Below are 17457 nucleotides of genomic sequence, written 5' to 3'. Positions count from 1 at the left end.
GATAACCGACGAATGGACAGAAGAGCTCTCGTTATGGATTTTCTTGACGTTTGGTCTATTTTGGCTCGCGCTGACGGCCACTGTCATTGCTATCTAAGGCTCAGGTCAAGTTGTTCAAGACGTTGGTATTCTACAGGGAAAACAGATCGGATACATATCATCACCTCCAAATCAGTTTACAATCTTTAACTGCTTTTTCTCAGCACCGATACACTGTCCCCGTATTATTCCGGCTGAGATTGTACTGTTAGATATTGTCCAAGCCCGTCAGCTTGAAACGCATGTCTCATTGGCGTGAATATAGCTTCCGTAGGAATTTGCTGGAGAACGGAAGCCGTGCTTCGCGCTGGAAACCAGCTCACTGATAGAATTGGAGGGATATTAGGTTATTATGCCGGAGCACTTTTGTTTTGTGTTACTTCGATAGCAGTTGCTGTGTATCAATACAACGCTCTGTATGGACCGCGTTCGGTCGCAATCAACCAGTCATTCGTTGGGTAAAAGAATGCTGCGCCTTCGGGAGGCATGTCTTTTGCACTGTGTACAACCAGTGCGTCCTGTATTGCTACAGTGACCGGGACAACTTTGCGGCCATCACTAGAAGCTGTGCCCTATCAATTATTGAGAATACAAACATGTTATTCACTATTCGGTATGTAGTTGCACATGGAACGAGCTTGTTATGCGTTCTGAACTGAGTAGAGAAGTCATATTAACAACAACTGCTGTTGTGATCTAGTGAATCATCAACGAGGTGTCTCTAATTTTGGGTAGGATACTCAGCTGGGGTTTGCTGGTTGACATCCTTGCTGGCTGCCGATCCACTTTACATTTGATCCCTACGGTCATAGGCTAAGCAACGATGGGCGGCATTGTTCTCGTCGCCAGAGACACGTGGATATTGCTCAGTAACCTGTGCCCCACATTGTTGAAATCGTAATGTCATTGATCATCTCCCCTGCTCGGGAAATAAGATCGAGTAGCGAGTACATAGGAGTAGGTATAATTAACAAGAAAAGATATCCAGATGAAACTGTGGGGTAAATATGTAGTATACCCAGCTCTGCAGTTTAAGTTGAGACGATATAGAGGGTAGTGACGGTTGATGCTGCCGATAACAGACTTTCTTCGTGTACTGACATGCTGGATGAGTTCAACTCGCTGTCGTATTACCAGACTCATCACGTCAAAGCGTACGTGGCAGGGCTTTCTGCGGCCAGCAGCAAGATTGTGACCAGGAATTACACAAGAAGTCCTTCCCGCCTAAGGTGAGCGGGCACTCAAAAGGTTTCTCACTGAGTACGACTGAGAAAGACCAGCTCAACCACGATCAGGTAGAGGAACTGCAAAAACAGGGGAAATGGTACCTCAGGATGGCTTCATCAATTATTGACGGTTCAGTGTTCCAGCGACCTGGGAAGGGATTTCCCGGTGCTGGAGAGTCCTACGATCACACCAAAGGCGAACCCGGCTGAGGCAGGACCTCGTTTACTCGTTCTACACCGATGACAAAACATCCTACCCGCTCGTGTTTCGCCAGTGCGAGAAAACCGACGACGAAGACCAAGACGACAAGGACGAAACAAAGTATAATCTCTTTCAGGTAATGGTCACGGAACTCGAGGAAGAGGTGATAAGACTGCGGACACCTACCTCTTCGGTTCGCGGTTTGCCCACGACTCGGACTTGATCAAAGACATCGAATCCAAACGACAGTGTTCAATTTGCAGCCGACGTTCAGAACCCGGACGAGGCTGAAACGTCCAGCGCCCGACTGACGGCTGAGCGATCAAGAGAACCCCGGCAAAAATCTGGAGCCTGCAGAACCAGATATCAATGATTGTTGCGAAGAATAACAGTCCAGTTGTCGTAAGTTGTATCCACTAGATCCACAGAGGATCCATGCTAACCACTTCGCGTGCGACAATAAGTGGGAAACCGTGCCGGAAAAAACGATGCTCTAAGCGGCTCCGAGTAGCAACCGTCTGTTTGGATGATATTGGTTCGAGTGCGACATTTCGGTATTCCTCTGGGGGTTGCCAGTAGTCTATGATGATGTAGCTGTTCACTCCACCATAGATGTAGTCAGTACCCATTATCTGTCTCACATGGTGTCAAATGATATAATATCATTTCTAGACCGGGAGATCGTTCCAAGCTATAGAGTTAGAGAGTGATCCTCGGGGTTAGAGAACGGTCCTTCTCACCGTCTCAATTATACCGCTAACATGGTTGAATGTATGTGAAGAGAATATGGAAGGGGATGAATCAAAAACCATTGGCAATACGTCTGTCTCTGTTGGGAACCCCTGGATATTCTTCGGCGTGGCCTTCGCTATCACGTTGGGGTTCTGGGTACTAACCATTCTTCTGGGTCTCAGTGCAGACACTCCTGTCGGAATCCTATTGCTGTTCTTAGGACTTACTGGTCCTGGGATCGCCGGGATCGCATTCGTATATTTCGTCTACGATGATCCTGGCCAGAAAGATTTCTGGGATCGAATTACAAATGTTCGCCGTATCCCTGCACACTGGTTCTTGGTCATATTGTTGTTACCGTTGATTGTGATCCCCAGCGCAGCGATCATAGAGATCGCACTGGGCGGCACGAGCGCCTCGCTCGCGGATTGGGTGACCGGTGCCGACAACCTCTTGCTAGCGATTCTACCGACACTGTTCATGGCAACGCTTGTGCCGCTGCTCGAAGAGACTGGGTGGCGAGGGTATGCATTAGATCGGCTCCAGTTCAGACATTCTGCGCTGATCGCAAGCCTGATACTAGGCGTCGTCTGGTCTCTCTGGCACTTCCCAATGTTCTTTGTCGAAGGGTGGCATCACCACGAAAATATTGGATTCCTCACGCTAGAGTTCTGGATGTTCCATATTGGGATCGTGTGGTTGTCCGTGGTATTTACCTGGGTGTATAACAACACCCGCCGGAGTATTATCGGGGCCATCGTACTACATGCAGTGATCAACTTCACCGCTCAGACGTTCACCCTGACCGGTCGCGCAGAGGTGTTCCACATCACACTATGGTTCGTGGTTATCGTCCTGATCACGCTGATTTGGGGGGGCGAAAACCTTCAGAAAAGGCAACAAGATGCCACATCCACCCGTTGCGAAGCGAGAAGGCGTTATTTGATGAATTGCCATTGCTGGTGACAAAAGTTATTTGGACAATACTCTCATCGTCTATACGAGTGATATCGTCAAGGGCCGTGCCTAAGACATCCAAAGCCCTCTAGTATATAAAAATAAGACGTAGTTAGTCGAGAGCCAAGGGCCGGATTTGAACCGGCGATGATCCGCTCTGCAGGCGGACGCGTTAGGCCAGACTCTGCCACCTTGGCACATTACTATATACATGCATGTACGGCTTAAACGTAGCGGTCCATAATGAGAAAAACCCCCGCACGGAAACCGTACGGGGGTGAGATGTAATAATGAATAGTAGGCGGCGAACCGGTGTTCCCAGAGGCTCGCGCACTCGAGTACTTGCCGGAACGCTGGCGGGCTTAACTTCCGTGTTCGGGATGGGTACGGGTGTTTCCCCACCGCTGTGGCCGCCTTAATGCCGACTCGCGGAGTCGAACCGCGATACAACCACAATCGGTAATGAACACATATGAGTGCGATCCAGTTAGCGCCTGGGCCCGTTCAATCGGGAACGGACACGTATGACCATGCGGAAATGAATAAGGTGACTTTGACCTGTTAGTGCTCGCGGGCTGAACGCCTCGTTACCTTGGCGCGCACACCCCGAGTCTATCGAACCCGTCTTATACGGGTGGTCTTAGCGGTACCTCTTTTCCAGGAGGGTTTCAGGCTTAGATGCTTTCAGCCTTTACCCCATGCTGCGTAGCTGCCCGGCACTCGCCCTGTCGGACGACCGGTACACCAGTGGCAGCCGATCGTAGTTCCTCTCGTACTATACGATCGTTCCCGTCAGGTACCATGACACCCCCAGTAGATAGCAGCCGACCTGTCTCACGACGGTCTAAACCCAGCTCACGACCTCCTTTAATAGGCGAACAACCTCACCCTTGCCCGCTTCTGCACGGGCAGGATGGAGGGAACCGACATCGAGGTAGCAAGCCACCCGGTCGATATGAGCTCTTGCGGGTGACGACTCTGTTATCCCTAGGGTAGCTTTTCTGTCATCAATGGGCCCCATTGAGGAGCCTCATTGGTTCGCTAGACCACGCTTTCGCGTCAGCGTCCCTCGCTGTGTAGGACACTGTCAGACCACCTTTTGCTCTTGCACTCTTCGCCGGATCTCTGTCCCGGCTGAGGTGATCTTGGGGCGCGCTCGATATCTTTTCAAGCGCGTGCCGCCCCAGCCAAACTGCCCGGCTACCGGTGTCCTCCTCCCGGAGTTAGGGTCACAGTCACTAGCGGGTAGTATTTCAAGGTTGCCTCGGCGACGTGCTGGCGCACGCACCTGTGTAATGGCTCCTACCTATTCTGCACACTAGCGACCGTGTCCCAGCGACAGCCTGCAGTAAAGCTCCATAGGGTCTTCGCTTCCCCCTGGGGGTCTCCAGACTCCGCACTGGAACGTACAGTTCACCGGGCCCAACGTTGGGACAGTGACGCTCTCGTTAATCCATTCATGCAAGCCGCTACTGAAGCGGCAAGGTACTACGCTACCTTAAGAGGGTCATAGTTACCCCCGCCGTTAACGGGTCCTTCGCCCCATTGTAATGGGTGTTCAGATACCCGCACTGGGCAGGATTCAGTGGCCGTACAAGTCCTTGCGGATTTGCGACCACCTATGTTTTTATTAGACAGTCGGAGCGTCCTAGTCACTGCGACCTGCCCCGTTGCGGGGCAGGCATCCCTTATCGCGAACTTACGGGACCAACTTGCCGAATTCCCTAACGTTGGTTGCTCCCGACAGGCCTTGGCTTTCTCCGCCAGGGCACCTGTGTCGGTTCTGGGTACGGTCACCGTCCTCGCCTTTTCACGGGTCCTGGGTTGCGCCAAGTTGCCCGATCACGTCATTCGGTCGCTTCGTGCCATTACGGCTTCCACGACGTTGGACGCTTCGACCGGGCGATTGCCCGGCTTGGCATACCCCAGGACGTCGGCTTTGAGTGGACGGAGGCACAGGAATATTAACCTGTTTCCCATTGTCCCCCGCGAGTTACGAGAGGACTTAGGACCGGCTAACCCTCGGCTGATAAACATTGCCGAGGAACCCTTGCCCTTACGGCCGTCGAGATTTCAACCCGACTAACGCTGCTACTATGACCAGGATTTTCGTTTCCGGTCGGTCCACGCGAGCTCTCGCCCGAGCTTCCATCCGACCGGAGCGCCAGTCTACTCAATCGCCGTTTCACGGGCGCGGTTGGGTATCGGTGGCGAGCTTGAGCCCCGATCATTTTGGGCGCCCCGAACCTCGGCCGGTAAGCTGTTACGCTTTTCTTAGAGGGTAGCTGCTTCTAAGCTCACCTCCCGGCTGTCTAGGGCTCGGGACCACCTTTAAGATCACACTTAGCTCGCACTTTGGGACCTTAACCCAACTCTGGGTTGTCCCCCTCCTGGTGCACAGGCTTACCCCGCACACCGGATTCCCCGCGTCAACAGCGTCTGTGGGTTCGGAGTTTGACAAGCGGTCTGACTCCTCTCGGAGTCAGGGCCGCTAATCAGTAGCTCTACCCCACAGACTACCTCGACGGAGGTCATGCTTCGACATGTTTCGACTGGAACCAGCTGTTGCCGGACTCGATGGGCCTTTCACCCCTATGCGCGAGTCACGGGAGGGTATTGTAAGACACCAACCCTAGCGGGCCTCCACATAGCTTTCGCCATGCTTCACCCTGCCCACGCATAGATCGTCCGGATTCGGGTCGTGTCGACTTGACTCCCCGCGCTTGAGCACGGCGGCCCTCGCCATAAGGCTGCGGCCATGTCGGTTTCCCTATGCCTTCCCGGATAACCCGGTTAGACTCGCCAAGTCAACACACTCCCTGGTCCGTTTTTCAAAACGTACGACGGGACACCGGCTCTCCACAGATCCTACTGTGGGGTCGCCCCCAGATCGTTTTCCATGGAGCCTTTTGTGCCCCGACGCTCTATAACCGACCGATTTCAGGCCCTATTGCACCTCCCTTCTTGGGGTGCTTTTCAGCGTTCACTCACGTTACTTGTTCACTATCGGTCTCGGGTAGTATTTAGCCTTAGCAGTCGATGCCTGCTTTGTTCACAAGGGATATCCAACCCCTGCTACTCTGGTACTGGCGCACACCGTACTTGTCCATGATACGGGGCTTTCACCCTGTCTCGCGCCCTATTCCAAGGGACTTCACATGAACGTTCTGGTGATGAAAGCCAGCCCGAACACCACATTGCCCAGAAGGCTTCGGTTTGGGCTATGTCGATTTCACCCGCGGTTACTGACGACATCGCGATTGCTTTCTGTTCCTACCGGTACTAAGATGTTTCAGTTCCCGGCGTTCCCCATTGCGCACAGCAATTGCGATGGGGATTCCCATTAGGAAATCCTGAGTTCTTCCCCTCCGTGCGGGTCCCTCAGGCTTATCGCAGCTTGGCACGTCCTTCATCGGCTTCCGAGCCGAGCCATTCACCGGCCGGCGTAGTAGCCACGCAGTCGGTCATATGTGCCACGTAGACCCGGTTGAACGGGCCCAGTGGACGCCTGGATCGCACTCACATGCAGTCTCATCACACGTCCGTTGGTTGCGGAGCGTGTTCGACCCTTCCCACCCGCGCTTTCACGGGATGGTGCATCGGTCTTGCGTGAATCGGATTTGTCGTTTCCCCCACTTAAGGGGAACGAATCAGATCCGATTCAGACATGGACCCACTGGGATTTGAACCCAGGGCCTCCGCCTTGCAAAGGCGGCGCTCTCCCACTGAGCTATGGGCCCTCCCCTGCGGATATCAGCCTTGATAGTTCCTAAGTGTCCGGTCGGAAAACGAGATCGTCGAGCTCATGAAAAGTGGGCCAGACATTCCGTCTGGTCCCGGTCAATAGGAGGTGATCCAGCCGCAGATTCCCCTACGGCTACCTTGTTACGACTTAACCCCCCTTGCAGAGCCCAGATTTGACCCGGGAACCGGGCCTCATCCGGACCCCACTCGGGTGGTTTGACGGGCGGTGTGTGCAAGGAGCAGGGACGTATTCACCGCGCCCTACTGAGGCACGATTACTACCGAATCCAGCTTCATGAGGACGAATTTCAGTCCTCAATCCGAACTACGACCGAGTTTAGGAGATTAGCTTCCCCTCTCGGGGTCGCATCCCATTGTCTCGGCCATTGTAGCCCGCGTGTTGCCCGGCACATTCGGGGCATACTGACCTACCGTTGCCCGTTCCCTCCTCCGCCTTAGCGGCGGCAGTCTCCCTAATGTACCCAGCCACGCAGAACGTGCTGCTGGCAATTAGGGATGCGGATCTCGCTCGTTGCCTGACTTAACAGGACGCCTCACGGTACGAGCTGACGGCGGCCATGCACCTCCTCTCAGCAGCTCGAGTAAGGTCATCAACCTGACCGTCATTACTGCTGTCGGTGCCGGTGAGATGTCCGGCGTTGAGTCCAATTAAACCGCAGGCTCCTCCGGTTGTAGTGCTCCCCCGCCAATTCCTTTAAGTTTCATCCTTGCAGACGTACTTCCCAGGCGGCCCGCTTAGCGCCTTCGCTGTGGCACAGCGCAGGCTCGTAGCCTGCGCCACACCTAGCGGGCATCGTTTACGGCTAGGACTACCCGGGTATCTAATCCGGTTCGTGACCCTAGCTTTCGTCCCTCACCGTCGGGTCCGTCCTCCCAGGGCGCTTTCGCCACCGGCGGTCCGTCCGGGATTACAGGATTTCACTCCTACCCCGGACGTACCCCCTGGGTCTTCCGGCCCCAAGCCAGCTGGTTTCCGCCGGACGCCTGCACGTTGGGCGTGCAGATTTCCCGACGGACCTGTCTGGCAGGCTACGAACGCTTTAGGCCCAATAAAATCGGCCATCACTCGGGCTGCCGGTATTACCGCGGCGGCTGGCACCGGTCTTGCCCAGCCCTTATTCCTGAACCACCTTACGGTCCAGAAAAGCGAGGACTATATGCCCTCGCACTCGGGGTCCCCTTATCGCGCTGTCGCGCAGTGTAAAGGTTTCGCGCCTGCTGCGCCCCGTAGGGCCCGGTATCTTGTCTCAGATACCGTCTCCGGGCTCTTGCTCTCACAACCCGTACCGATTATTGGCACGGTGGGCCGTTACCCCACCGTCAACCTAATCGGCCGCAGCCACATCCTATGGCGCCGAAGCATTTCGGACTTGCTCTACTCCAAGATGCAAGCCCTATTCAGAATTAGCCTCAGTTTCCCGAGGTTGTTCTGATCCATAGGGTAGTTTGGCCACGTGTTACTGAGCTTTACGCCACGGGTCTAAACCCGTGCGACTAGCATGGCTAAATCGGACCCCGATAGCAATGGCCTCTGGCAGGATCAACCAGAATGTTGCCCCCAAGAAGGGGGCGGTTGGCGGAAATCACCAAAAGGTCCGAGCTCGGTGATCACCAGTCATCCGACCGGATTTCACCGAACTATCAAGGCTGACATCAGATTCCATCTATACGGCGGACCGCAGGGGTGGAATCCTCATTCTCTCTTCCGGACCTGAATATTGCCTTCGATGGGTCATAAACCCTTCGAAAGCTGTGCGGCCCGGGGTCGGAAGCCCGTGAGGGCTTCCGGGTGCACATTATGTTTGGAATGCCCTTATACACTTAAGGGCAACGAACCAAGGTCGTCCGGTCAAAGCAGACCGGGACTCACCTTGGCGGTGACGTGCACCACCTCGCTCACATTATATCACAATGGACGGTTGGTATATAAGGCCGTCGAACTGGAATCTCTACGAAACTCTGTACCATGTGGCGATTTTTCATGTTGACTGTCGACATGATTCATTAATAAATCATTGATATTCCTGAAGAATGTAGCTAACTTTGCATACTCGAACACAGAGAATGCCTCCACAGAACAACACCATCAAAAGAACAAGATAAGACGCGGAGGGAGACCGGCCTGTCATCCTTCGCGTGTACACGATGTCGGACCGAGTGGGAATCCGCGCACGCGTATGTACACGTCTATACTTGATTTTTGCTACGATGTTGGTGTGATGAAGTACCTCGGGGGAAATCTGAGATACTCTGCCTGCTATTGCTGTGGAGCTGCAGGTACACATGTGAAAGAGCACTGGTGACGGCAGGCTTGTTGACTTCCTCTCACGGTAGCTCATTGCTTGGGTGGGAGGTCCAGGGTTACAGTCTCATCAACATGGTCAAACATCTAGTGGGGTCCCGGCATGGGATTCAGCGGTACCGTGTTTGTCGGGGTTTACAGCCTACGGCCCAAAGAGGGGTCTCAGACATGGCGTGGCCCGATTCCTGACATGATCCGGTTAGACAAGGCACCCGAGCCACATCAGGACGGTCATATGAACGATCGACATTAGAATCATCATAACGTTTGTTAGCTAATCTTGCTCGGATAAGCTTCGATGTGCTGAGTTTTTGATTGTGAATGTCAGATGTGAGGAAGTTAGCGGATTTATGTTTAGCCAAGACAAGGGTGGCACCGGAAAACTAGAAGCGACAAAGAGAACGACAGTAAAGTTGTTAGAGAGCTACAAATGCCAATAAGTTACCTTATCGGTATGGAGATCATCCAAGCGTTCCTGTTCCGGCCCCGGTTGATGTGCTAGACGGTGTACGGTCAGTAGGAGGCAATATATCTTCTTCGTCGAGGCCATCCCAGTCAAATGCTGGAACAAGGATATCGAACTCGGGAGAAACAACAACCGACTGATTAGGGACGATCTTTGGCCCTTCTGGGTCAAACTGTCGAGAACTGGAGATTCGTAGTGCAGGCGGCGTTCGAACGCCAAGTATCTCGGGGGGCTGGTATTCGAGCTCCTCTTCATCAACGAGATAGATATTTGTTCGGCCGTAGTCTAGCACGACAATATTGTCTTCTGTATCGGCTGCGCTAACAGCCTGGTAAAGCGTATCTTGGGACCATTCGTGTATATCTCGAAGGTCACTGCGAGAAGTAACGTGAATATTATGCCGAGAGCGAGGATCAAGAAGGTCACGGTCGTGAATTGGATCAAGACTCATCGTGTATCAGGGGAACATCCCCAGCGTAGCATACAACAGTTATGTCATCAGATTCTAAAAGAATGGCGGTAAATAAGAGAGTTATTGAAGCGTCAGAGCAGAGAACGGTAGTCAAGGTAACTTACTCTCCCCAGATGCTGTAGAGGATAAACAGGAACCCAACCGTCATCACTGCATACTGGACAGTGAATAAAAACCGGGGGCTCTGGAACTCGCGTGTGATCCCAACAATTGTTGTTGCAAGAACCGACGCGACTACAACCGAAAATCCAATAGAGAGGTAGATCATTTCCTCTCGCTCAGTCTCAAAGTATGCTCGAACTGCGGCACCGACCATTGCAAGACCGGCTGCTGCGAGAAATCCAGCAGAGAGGATATATGCTATCCAGAGTGTGTCCATACAAATAAAGTACCGATACCGAACGTGTTAATTCTACTCATATATCTCCAGAATATAAAAATAAAACACAGAGATCACAGTACGCCGGAAAACCCAGAAACGGGAGGTGACCTTAATTGGTGGTCTGGTGGTCCGTAGTCGACAGAGAATAGACGTTTGACTACACATTTATGAACATTATTGTTAATACGAACATTTGGGGTGAAAATATGCCAACCATTTATATGCAATGGTTGATATTGACAGACATACATGGCACAGCCCACAACTACTGAAGTGTTGGATGTGATTGCTGATGAGTACGCACTCAATATACTGACTGAGACGGAACAAGAGGCAAAGTCTGCAAAAGATCTAACAGAAACGTGTGACGCCTCTGAGACGACCGTGTATCGTCGTATTGAACGGCTCAAGTCGCATGGGCTGATTAAAGAACGTCTTGAGATTGATCGGAACGGACATCATCGGAAACTCTACAAAGCGACACTCGAGGGACTGTCAATCAATGTGGAGGATGGATCGGTGACAGTAACAGTCGAGACACAGGACGATGTTGCTGATCGGTTTGGACAGATGTGGGGACAGATGCGAAACGATTGACCGGTAATCTCTTTGTCAAGCAATTGTATGGACTATGGAGAGGGCAATATATCATTGGACCAACGGGTACAAATAATTCCAACTATGAATGCCGAGTGTGCACCCTGAGCTGACAATAGCGAAGACTGTTGTGATGCTGCTGAGTGGGGTTATTGCCGTGCATGCATATCGGAGTTACCGCCGGATGGGGGGGACAGCAATGCTATACGTTGCTGTTGGATTTTCGCTTGTAAGTGTTGCAGCTCTTGTGGAAGGTATGCTCTATGAACTGGGGATATTTTCCTTACACCAAGCAAGTGCTATCCAGACGAGTATCACGGCGATAGGAATCGGATTTGTGCTTTATTCACTGTATGGTGGGTCGATGAGCGTAGATATACCGGCGCAACGGGATGACTAATCAACGGACAAGAAAGTTATTCTGAAACATCATCTGGGCTGATAACCAGTACTGGAACATCGGATTTTCGGATAACTCGCTCGGCAACACTTCCAACAAGCATGCGCTGTAATCCTGTCCGGCCATGTGTACCCATCACGATTAGATCAATATCGTGCGTGTCAATATAATCTGTAATCACTGCATGCGGAACGCCTGATTCAACATATGATTCAGTTGACACGGAATGAGCTTCAGCTTCTTTTTGGACTGCAGTAAGTGCCTGCTCCGCTGCTTCATCGGGATCATGGCGAATTTGATCGCGTTTGACGGCACCAGTAGATTCTTTCACAGTCAATGCATGGACGGTTGCATCGTAATCACGAGCAAGTTCTATCCCACGTTTAACGGCACTAGAGACACTATCACTGCCGTCAGTGGGAAGAAGAATATCCTGATACATTCCTGCTGATATCCAGTGGTAGCATGGTTAATAATTGTGACAATATCCACTGGATGAAACACGGCGAAAAGTTAATGTGGGCGTCGACCTGCTTCCGAGTCAGCATACCCACCGGCGTTACTCGTCAAGATGCTCGATGCCCTTCTTCGAGACGTTTGCTTCCGTGATCTCATCAGGCATCCAGTCCGGCTTGTCGTCTGGCGCTTCTTCTTCCCATGCCCAGCCGTCATAGATGTGGACTTTGTCAGTACCTTTTTCACGGAGACGAAGCTCTTCGGGATCAGCATCATCTTCTGACGGTGCCGGTTCAAGCCGACGAGCCGCTTTCAGAGCTGCCTGCCGAGGTGTATTCCCTGCGAAGACACTAGTTTCCTCACCATTCTCTTCCCGTAGTGCGAAGTTTCGCTTACCGTCTTCTCGTACCATAATTTCCCTCCATGTAAAAAGAACACACCAATCAGTATAAAGATAACCCCCAAATCAAAGGCAGAAACCCGATTTTATCGAAATATATCGGTTGAGATTCATGACTAGTTACTCGTATTTAATAAATTATCTTATACATGTCGTACAAACGTTGATATAATGGATTACCTAATACATACATAACAATGGTTAAGAGTACAATCCGATTCCCCGAGACGGTTGTCGACGAGATTGAGACTCTTGTCAATGAGGGACACTTCGAGAGCAAATCAGAATTCTACCGATTTGCTGCTGATTACATGCTTGAACGCATTGTTGATGGATACACACCTGAAACAATTGATTTTGAGGAGATTAAAGAAGAAGTGCTTGATGAACATGATCTTACGCAGCAAGAGAATGATGAAAAAATACCTTTTTTTGAGTCACTTGTAATTGTGCGACAGTATGCAATGCGAGGGAATTACGCTGACGCAGAGGATTTCATTGACCACCACTACTCCGCCGCGGATCGACACGCGCTTATTCTTGAAGAAGTGCTTCAGCAGTACCGAAAAGACGAAACACAACAGCAGGAACAGCTAACAAGCACGCCAGTGCAACCGCCGGAACATCGACGGTAACACCCAGTAACTATGTTCAATGAGAAAGGTCCACTGGATCGGACTGAATCATATGAACAACTGCCAGTGAAGACATGCTTTTGTGCATCTAATCGTAAAGGGAGAGTATCGCGTTACGTGCACGTCGTACATAATGACGCGCACGCGCGCACAGGTGAACAATGATTGGAATTGTTGATATGGAGGTTCAGCCAGACTCAATGTTTCACTCAACAGCGCTCGCTGAATCTTTCCCATCCGGCAAGCGATATAATATCATAGAAGACGGATTGCCTGCAATAGACGAGTTGCAGGGTATTGTGGTTACAGGAAGCTCAGTTGGGGTATATCAAAAAGACGAACATGGCTGGATTGAATCAGCAGAGGGATTCATTCGAAATCTCAGAGACAAAGGTATTCCAACACTTGGTGTGTGTTTTGGGCATCAACTGATCAATCAAGCACTTGGGGGGACAGTAGAAAAAGGAGAAGCAATGCACCAAATTGTTGAGTATGAATATAAAGAAGATCCACTATTTGACGGAGTCCCCCCAAAAATCGTCGCATTACACGGTGACTATGTAATCAAAGAAAGCCCTGAGGTTGATATAATTGCTACAGCGGACTACTGCCCAATTTTTGCAACACGTCATCAGACAGCACCAATCTGGACAATCCAAGGCCATCCAGAACTTCGAGAACAACATCTACCTGACATGAAACGCACAATGGGATGGACAAAGACGCAACATCAGTTTGCAGAGACCGGCGGTGAAGAGCTCATCAGGAACTTCATGTCATTAATGGAACCGTAATTGCTGTCTGTGTCAAGAATTGACTCTATGTTATACTGGTTCGAGGCGAACACCCACCCGTTCACAGGGGATGGATACAGCCGACAACTGTGAATTGATTCGCACTCGTAGCTCTGACTGGATATTCTGCAGAGAAAGCAGGCAGAGTGTCTCGGAGTGTCGGAAACCCTTCGGTTTGTGATCACGAGAATCTCCGATTCTCAAACAACCTCCCCCCGAAGGTGAATGCCGTAAGCTCCGCTAAACGTGTTCTGTTCGCCTAATATACTGTTCAATCGTCTGGCTTGATACTTCACCTGCCGTTCCGACGTAGTACGATTCGTCCCAGAAACCACCACCCCAGAAGTAATTTTCCAAGAACGATTCGTGTTGCTGCCACATCGCTCTGTCTGTGATACGTTTGATTTTTCGTGTAATTCCGCTCGGGGAGTGTTTCGGATGTGCTGAAATAAACAAGTGAACGTGGTCTGGTGAGATATGCAATGAGGGCATTTCATAATTGTACTCGCCGCAAACATCCCTGGACGATGTTTCTAACGACTGTTCTATCTCATCAAGCACTGAGTGACGGGACTTTGGACACCACACGAAATGGTAGTTAATGTTGTACGCTGTGTGCTTTAACCGTGGTCCACACATACTGGCTCAAATTATGTCAAAGAAATAAGTGTAATTGTGTATAAGCATATACTGTAAACATGACCAAACGCCTCACCGCAGACTTCGAGGACGATTTGTACAAGGAGTTCCGAAGAAATGCATCGACGCTGAACGTCCGAAATCAGAAGTCGCGTGTGAGATCATCCAAGACTGGTTAAACAATCAAGAATGACATAGACACAGGCTCTCACCAAGACGCACATCTTTCCGCTTGACGTACAGAGTGGCAACGAGAGCCTGCTTCACGACACCCGCTTGAAGTGTCGCCGCGTGTTCAACGAAGTATTAGACTCAATTATGACGGGTGGGATTGGGACAAGATTGAGGATGTTGTCGAACAGAACGCCGAACTCGTGCAAAATACTGCACAGTGCATCATCGGCAAAGCCTTCGACGCACTCGACAACTACTATGATAACGACGACTGGGGCAGACTGTGGTATAAACATGAGCCGTTCCCACTGCGGATGAACTACGGCGAAGGCTACAACCACTTTCTCGAAGACGAAACGGTACGGTTCCGTATTTCAGCGAAACCGTACAACCACGTCAAAGGCGATCTTCGCGGCACGCAAGACCAGTTCGACCTGCTCAAGCAAGCAATCGAAGCTGATGACTGGCACGTTGGCACTGCCGAAGCACTCGTCCAAAACGGACGCGAAGAATTGAACGTTACCATCACAAACGGGGCAGCCAAAGTTAGTACGAAGGCGGCGGCAGAAACGGTTATCGGTGTCGATGTCAACGAAGACTGTGTTGCCTTGGCAGCGCTGACTGAAAGCGGACCTGAGGATTCCGTCGTCATTGACTACCCGGATATCAAGGAAGAACGACACCGGTATTTCACGGTGGGGAAACGGATGTAAGAAGCCGGACAAACTGCGTTCAACAACGTGTGTCCGCGACAAGGAGCAACAGTTCGTTCACGACCAACTATACACGGTGTCACAGCGCGTGGAGTCACCGGTTTGACAGTCCTGTGATTGCCTTCGAAGACATGCGAGAGGACATTGAATACGGGACTCGAATGAACCGGCGTCTGCACTCGCTACCGTTCGCCAAACTTCGAGATTTCATCAGCTACAAAGCCACGTGACAAGGGATTCCCTCAGACGAGGTTGCCCCAGAGTACACCAGCCAGAATGCCCTATTTGTTGACACACAGAACGTGCGAACCGACGCAAGAAGCGGTTCAACTGCCGTGAGTGCGAGCATCACGACCACGCTGACCATGGGCTTCCGCTCGCTACGTGGCAATCAGGAGTCAGAGATAGTTTTGCTGAGAAGAACAACAGTTGATGGTAAATTATGTAACACTTATTATTGTCTATTGACAACAATGGGTATGATTAACGACTGGCAAGACATAAGCGGCTTAATAGCAATTGCATTGTTGATCATTGCTGGAATACTTACCGTGGCTGGCGTTGAAACGATTGCTGGATTTGATGTACTAGCATCTGGACAATCAGCTGCGGGATATTTAGCTGCTGGAAATTTTAGTATAGGAGTACTCTCTGCTGGGATGTTTTCCGTTGGTGTGTTTTCCGCCGGGATATTTTCTGTAGGGATTTTCGCAATTGGGATTTTCTCGATTGGAATCTTTTCGTTTGGACTCTATGCTGTTGGTTTGTATGTGGCCCACCAATATGTCCGTCATAGCTAACTACCGTGCCAATTGCAATGGTTCTCTTATAGAATACAGAGGCAATACTATCAGAAATAACATCATGAGAGAAGTTTGATGGCTGGGGAGTAAGCGGCCCCAGACATCCGGTCAATGGCCGGATATGGGCCAACGCGGATTTGAACCGCGAACCTCCCGGTTATCAGCCGAGCGCTCAACCTGATTGAGCTATTGGCCCAGGTGAGCGCATTAATGAGTAGGAGGCTTGGACGTTTTAAGAGTTTCTTTCTCGGGAAGGGTCATCGCTGTCTGTTGATTCATTAGGTGTCGAGTTGATTGTCACGGTATCAGAGTTATCCTGATCTGGAAATCCATACGTATAGACAGTTCCAGTAGCAAATCCGCCCGTTTTCTTGTCAAGTTTAGGGATGATAACCCAGCGCTTGAGAGCAGACCGAATAGGACGGCGTGTCAGTGGGATCGCAAACAGAAATCCAAGGAGATCAGTAACGAGCCCAGGAGTCACTAATAGTGCGCCAGCAGCGATCAAAAGTCCACCGTCAATGAGATTATTTGCCGGGGGGTCACCGCGAACAAGTTTCTGTTGAATTGATGTGATTGTCCGACGACCTTCAGCTCGAACCAGTAAGGACCCAACTAGAGCTGTTAGAACAACCAGCAATATCGTCAGGGCCCAACCGATTTGTGTGCCAACATAGACAAGAACAGCAGCATCAACAAGTGGAACCAGCAGGAATAGCGCAAAGAGCCACTTGAGCATATAGGCAGTTGCGTGTCAACAGTCAAAACGTTGGTTATTTACGGAGTTACGATGATTACTGCAATCCAGCATCTTGGAGGCTATCTTCTATGTCGTCACGGGGAGTTACACCGACAAATCGATCTACAATTTCACCATCTTGTTCAATGACCAGCGTTGGGAGCGATCGGACATGATATTCGTTTGCGACATCCTGTTGTTCGTCAACATCGATCTTCTCGATATCACACTGGTCGCCCCACTCCTCAGAGATTTCCTCAAGAATCGGATCTTGCGTTTCACACGGTCCACACCAGTCCGCATAGAAGTCTTTAATCGTTACAGACATCCACGACAAAAATATCCACTCGCATATTCAATAAGCGTTTCCAAGTAATTGTCTGAACAATGATGGTGAATATAATCCGAGGAACAAGACCAATTAAAAGGCTAGGAGACTTGAATTAAATGTGACAAGATTGATCTAGCCACGGATGAATCTGAAGATTTTCACCTTATCGTTTTTATAAACTCTTTATCTATGTTACTCTATGCGAAGGCAATTGCCAGTAGAATAGCTGTGAC

14 protein-coding genes, 3 tRNA genes, 3 rRNA genes and 1 pseudogene are annotated in these 17457 nt (G+C 50.7%); 8 read left to right on the top strand and 13 right to left on the bottom strand.

Going from position 1 to position 17457, the window contains the following annotated elements; all coding sequences use genetic code 11:
- Nucleotides 1-1105 precede the first annotated feature (1105 nt).
- Together K0C01_RS12745 and K0C01_RS05705 are read left to right on the top strand one after the other, a co-directional pair.
- Nucleotides 1106-1707: pseudogene (locus tag K0C01_RS12745) on the top strand (transposase); the annotation flags it as partial.
- A gap of 546 nt (nt 1708-2253) precedes the next feature.
- Complete coding sequence (locus tag K0C01_RS05705) at nt 2254-3165, top strand: type II CAAX endopeptidase family protein (RefSeq protein WP_221171054.1); 912 nt, start codon at nt 2254-2256, stop codon at nt 3163-3165.
- Between the two features lie 112 nt (nt 3166-3277).
- Here the strand turns inward: K0C01_RS05705 and K0C01_RS05700 are convergent.
- The 7 genes from K0C01_RS05700 to K0C01_RS05670 form a co-directional block, all read right to left on the bottom strand.
- Nucleotides 3278-3353: transfer RNA gene (locus K0C01_RS05700), tRNA-Cys, on the bottom strand.
- Nucleotides 3354-3452: 99 nt separating this feature from the next.
- A 5S ribosomal RNA gene (rrf, locus tag K0C01_RS05695) occupies nt 3453-3574 on the bottom strand.
- A 124-nt stretch (nt 3575-3698) separates the two neighbouring features.
- Nucleotides 3699-6617 (bottom strand): 23S ribosomal RNA (locus K0C01_RS05690).
- A 207-nt stretch (nt 6618-6824) separates the two neighbouring features.
- Nucleotides 6825-6896: transfer RNA gene (locus tag K0C01_RS05685), tRNA-Ala, on the bottom strand.
- A gap of 105 nt (nt 6897-7001) precedes the next feature.
- A 16S ribosomal RNA gene (locus K0C01_RS05680) occupies nt 7002-8472 on the bottom strand.
- The 16S, 23S and 5S rRNA genes sit together here with 2 tRNA genes alongside, the layout of an rRNA operon.
- Nucleotides 8473-9684: 1212 nt before the next feature.
- Nucleotides 9685-10140, bottom strand: coding sequence for a hypothetical protein (locus tag K0C01_RS05675; RefSeq protein ID WP_221171053.1), 456 nt, complete (start codon nt 10138-10140; stop codon nt 9685-9687).
- A 121-nt stretch (nt 10141-10261) separates the two neighbouring features.
- Nucleotides 10262-10540 (bottom strand): DUF7521 family protein, encoded by a 279-nt coding sequence (locus K0C01_RS05670; RefSeq protein ID WP_221171052.1) that lies wholly within the window; start codon nt 10538-10540, stop codon nt 10262-10264.
- Between the two features lie 252 nt (nt 10541-10792).
- Here K0C01_RS05670 and K0C01_RS05665 point away from each other — a divergent pair, with 252 nt between their 5' ends.
- Both K0C01_RS05665 and K0C01_RS05660 read left to right on the top strand, forming a co-directional pair.
- A complete protein-coding gene (locus K0C01_RS05665; RefSeq protein WP_221171051.1) occupies nt 10793-11140 on the top strand; it encodes an ArsR/SmtB family transcription factor in 348 nt (115 codons plus the stop codon).
- Between the two features lie 88 nt (nt 11141-11228).
- Nucleotides 11229-11540, top strand: a complete 312-nt coding sequence (locus tag K0C01_RS05660; RefSeq protein WP_397541149.1) for a DUF7521 family protein — start codon at nt 11229-11231, stop codon at nt 11538-11540.
- 16 nt (nt 11541-11556) lie between these two features.
- Here K0C01_RS05660 and K0C01_RS05655 read toward each other — a convergent pair whose 3' ends face one another.
- Complete coding sequence (locus tag K0C01_RS05655) at nt 11557-11982, bottom strand: universal stress protein (RefSeq protein ID WP_221171049.1); 426 nt, start codon at nt 11980-11982, stop codon at nt 11557-11559.
- Between the two features lie 117 nt (nt 11983-12099).
- Nucleotides 12100-12408 (bottom strand): non-histone chromosomal MC1 family protein, encoded by a 309-nt coding sequence (locus tag K0C01_RS05650; protein ID WP_221171048.1) that lies wholly within the window; start codon nt 12406-12408, stop codon nt 12100-12102.
- Between the two features lie 185 nt (nt 12409-12593).
- Here K0C01_RS05650 and K0C01_RS05645 point away from each other — a divergent pair, with 185 nt between their 5' ends.
- Together K0C01_RS05645 and K0C01_RS05640 are read left to right on the top strand one after the other, a co-directional pair.
- Nucleotides 12594-13031 (top strand): ribbon-helix-helix domain-containing protein, encoded by a 438-nt coding sequence (locus tag K0C01_RS05645; RefSeq protein ID WP_221171047.1) that lies wholly within the window; start codon nt 12594-12596, stop codon nt 13029-13031.
- A 161-nt stretch (nt 13032-13192) separates the two neighbouring features.
- A complete protein-coding gene (locus tag K0C01_RS05640) occupies nt 13193-13825 on the top strand; it encodes a type 1 glutamine amidotransferase (protein WP_221171046.1) in 633 nt (210 codons plus the stop codon).
- 240 nt (nt 13826-14065) lie between these two features.
- Here the strand turns inward: K0C01_RS05640 and tnpA are convergent, their stop codons facing one another.
- Entirely contained in the window at nt 14066-14464 is a 399-nt protein-coding gene (tnpA, locus tag K0C01_RS05635) for an IS200/IS605 family transposase (RefSeq protein WP_221171045.1), read from the bottom strand.
- Between the two features lie 281 nt (nt 14465-14745).
- Between tnpA and K0C01_RS05630 the strand changes: the two genes are divergently transcribed.
- Together K0C01_RS05630 and K0C01_RS05625 are read left to right on the top strand one after the other, a co-directional pair.
- A complete protein-coding gene (locus K0C01_RS05630) occupies nt 14746-15351 on the top strand; it encodes a hypothetical protein (RefSeq protein ID WP_221171044.1) in 606 nt (201 codons plus the stop codon).
- Between the two features lie 479 nt (nt 15352-15830).
- Nucleotides 15831-16151 carry a hypothetical protein gene (locus K0C01_RS05625; protein WP_221171043.1) on the top strand — a complete coding sequence of 107 codons (321 nt, stop codon included), beginning with the start codon at nt 15831-15833 and terminating at the stop codon, nt 16149-16151.
- 125 nt (nt 16152-16276) lie between these two features.
- On the opposite strand, the gene K0C01_RS05620 is transcribed toward K0C01_RS05625, so the two are convergent.
- The 3 genes from K0C01_RS05620 to trxA all read right to left on the bottom strand — a co-directional run bounded on the left by K0C01_RS05620 (nt 16277) and on the right by trxA (nt 17221).
- A tRNA-Ile gene (locus K0C01_RS05620) sits at nt 16277-16350 on the bottom strand.
- 36 nt (nt 16351-16386) lie between these two features.
- On the bottom strand, nt 16387-16893 hold the full coding sequence (locus K0C01_RS05615) for an FxsA family protein (RefSeq protein ID WP_221171042.1): 507 nt from the start codon (nt 16891-16893) through the stop codon (nt 16387-16389).
- A 55-nt stretch (nt 16894-16948) separates the two neighbouring features.
- A complete protein-coding gene (trxA, locus tag K0C01_RS05610; RefSeq protein ID WP_221171041.1) occupies nt 16949-17221 on the bottom strand; it encodes a thioredoxin in 273 nt (90 codons plus the stop codon).
- Nucleotides 17222-17457: the final 236 nt, after the last annotated feature.

Source organism: Salinarchaeum sp. IM2453, from assembly GCF_019693215.1.
Lineage (GTDB): Archaea > Halobacteriota > Halobacteria > Halobacteriales > Salinarchaeaceae > IM2453.
The sequence above is the reverse complement of the archived record's forward strand: the minus strand, read 5'-3'. Positions and strand labels throughout refer to the sequence as shown.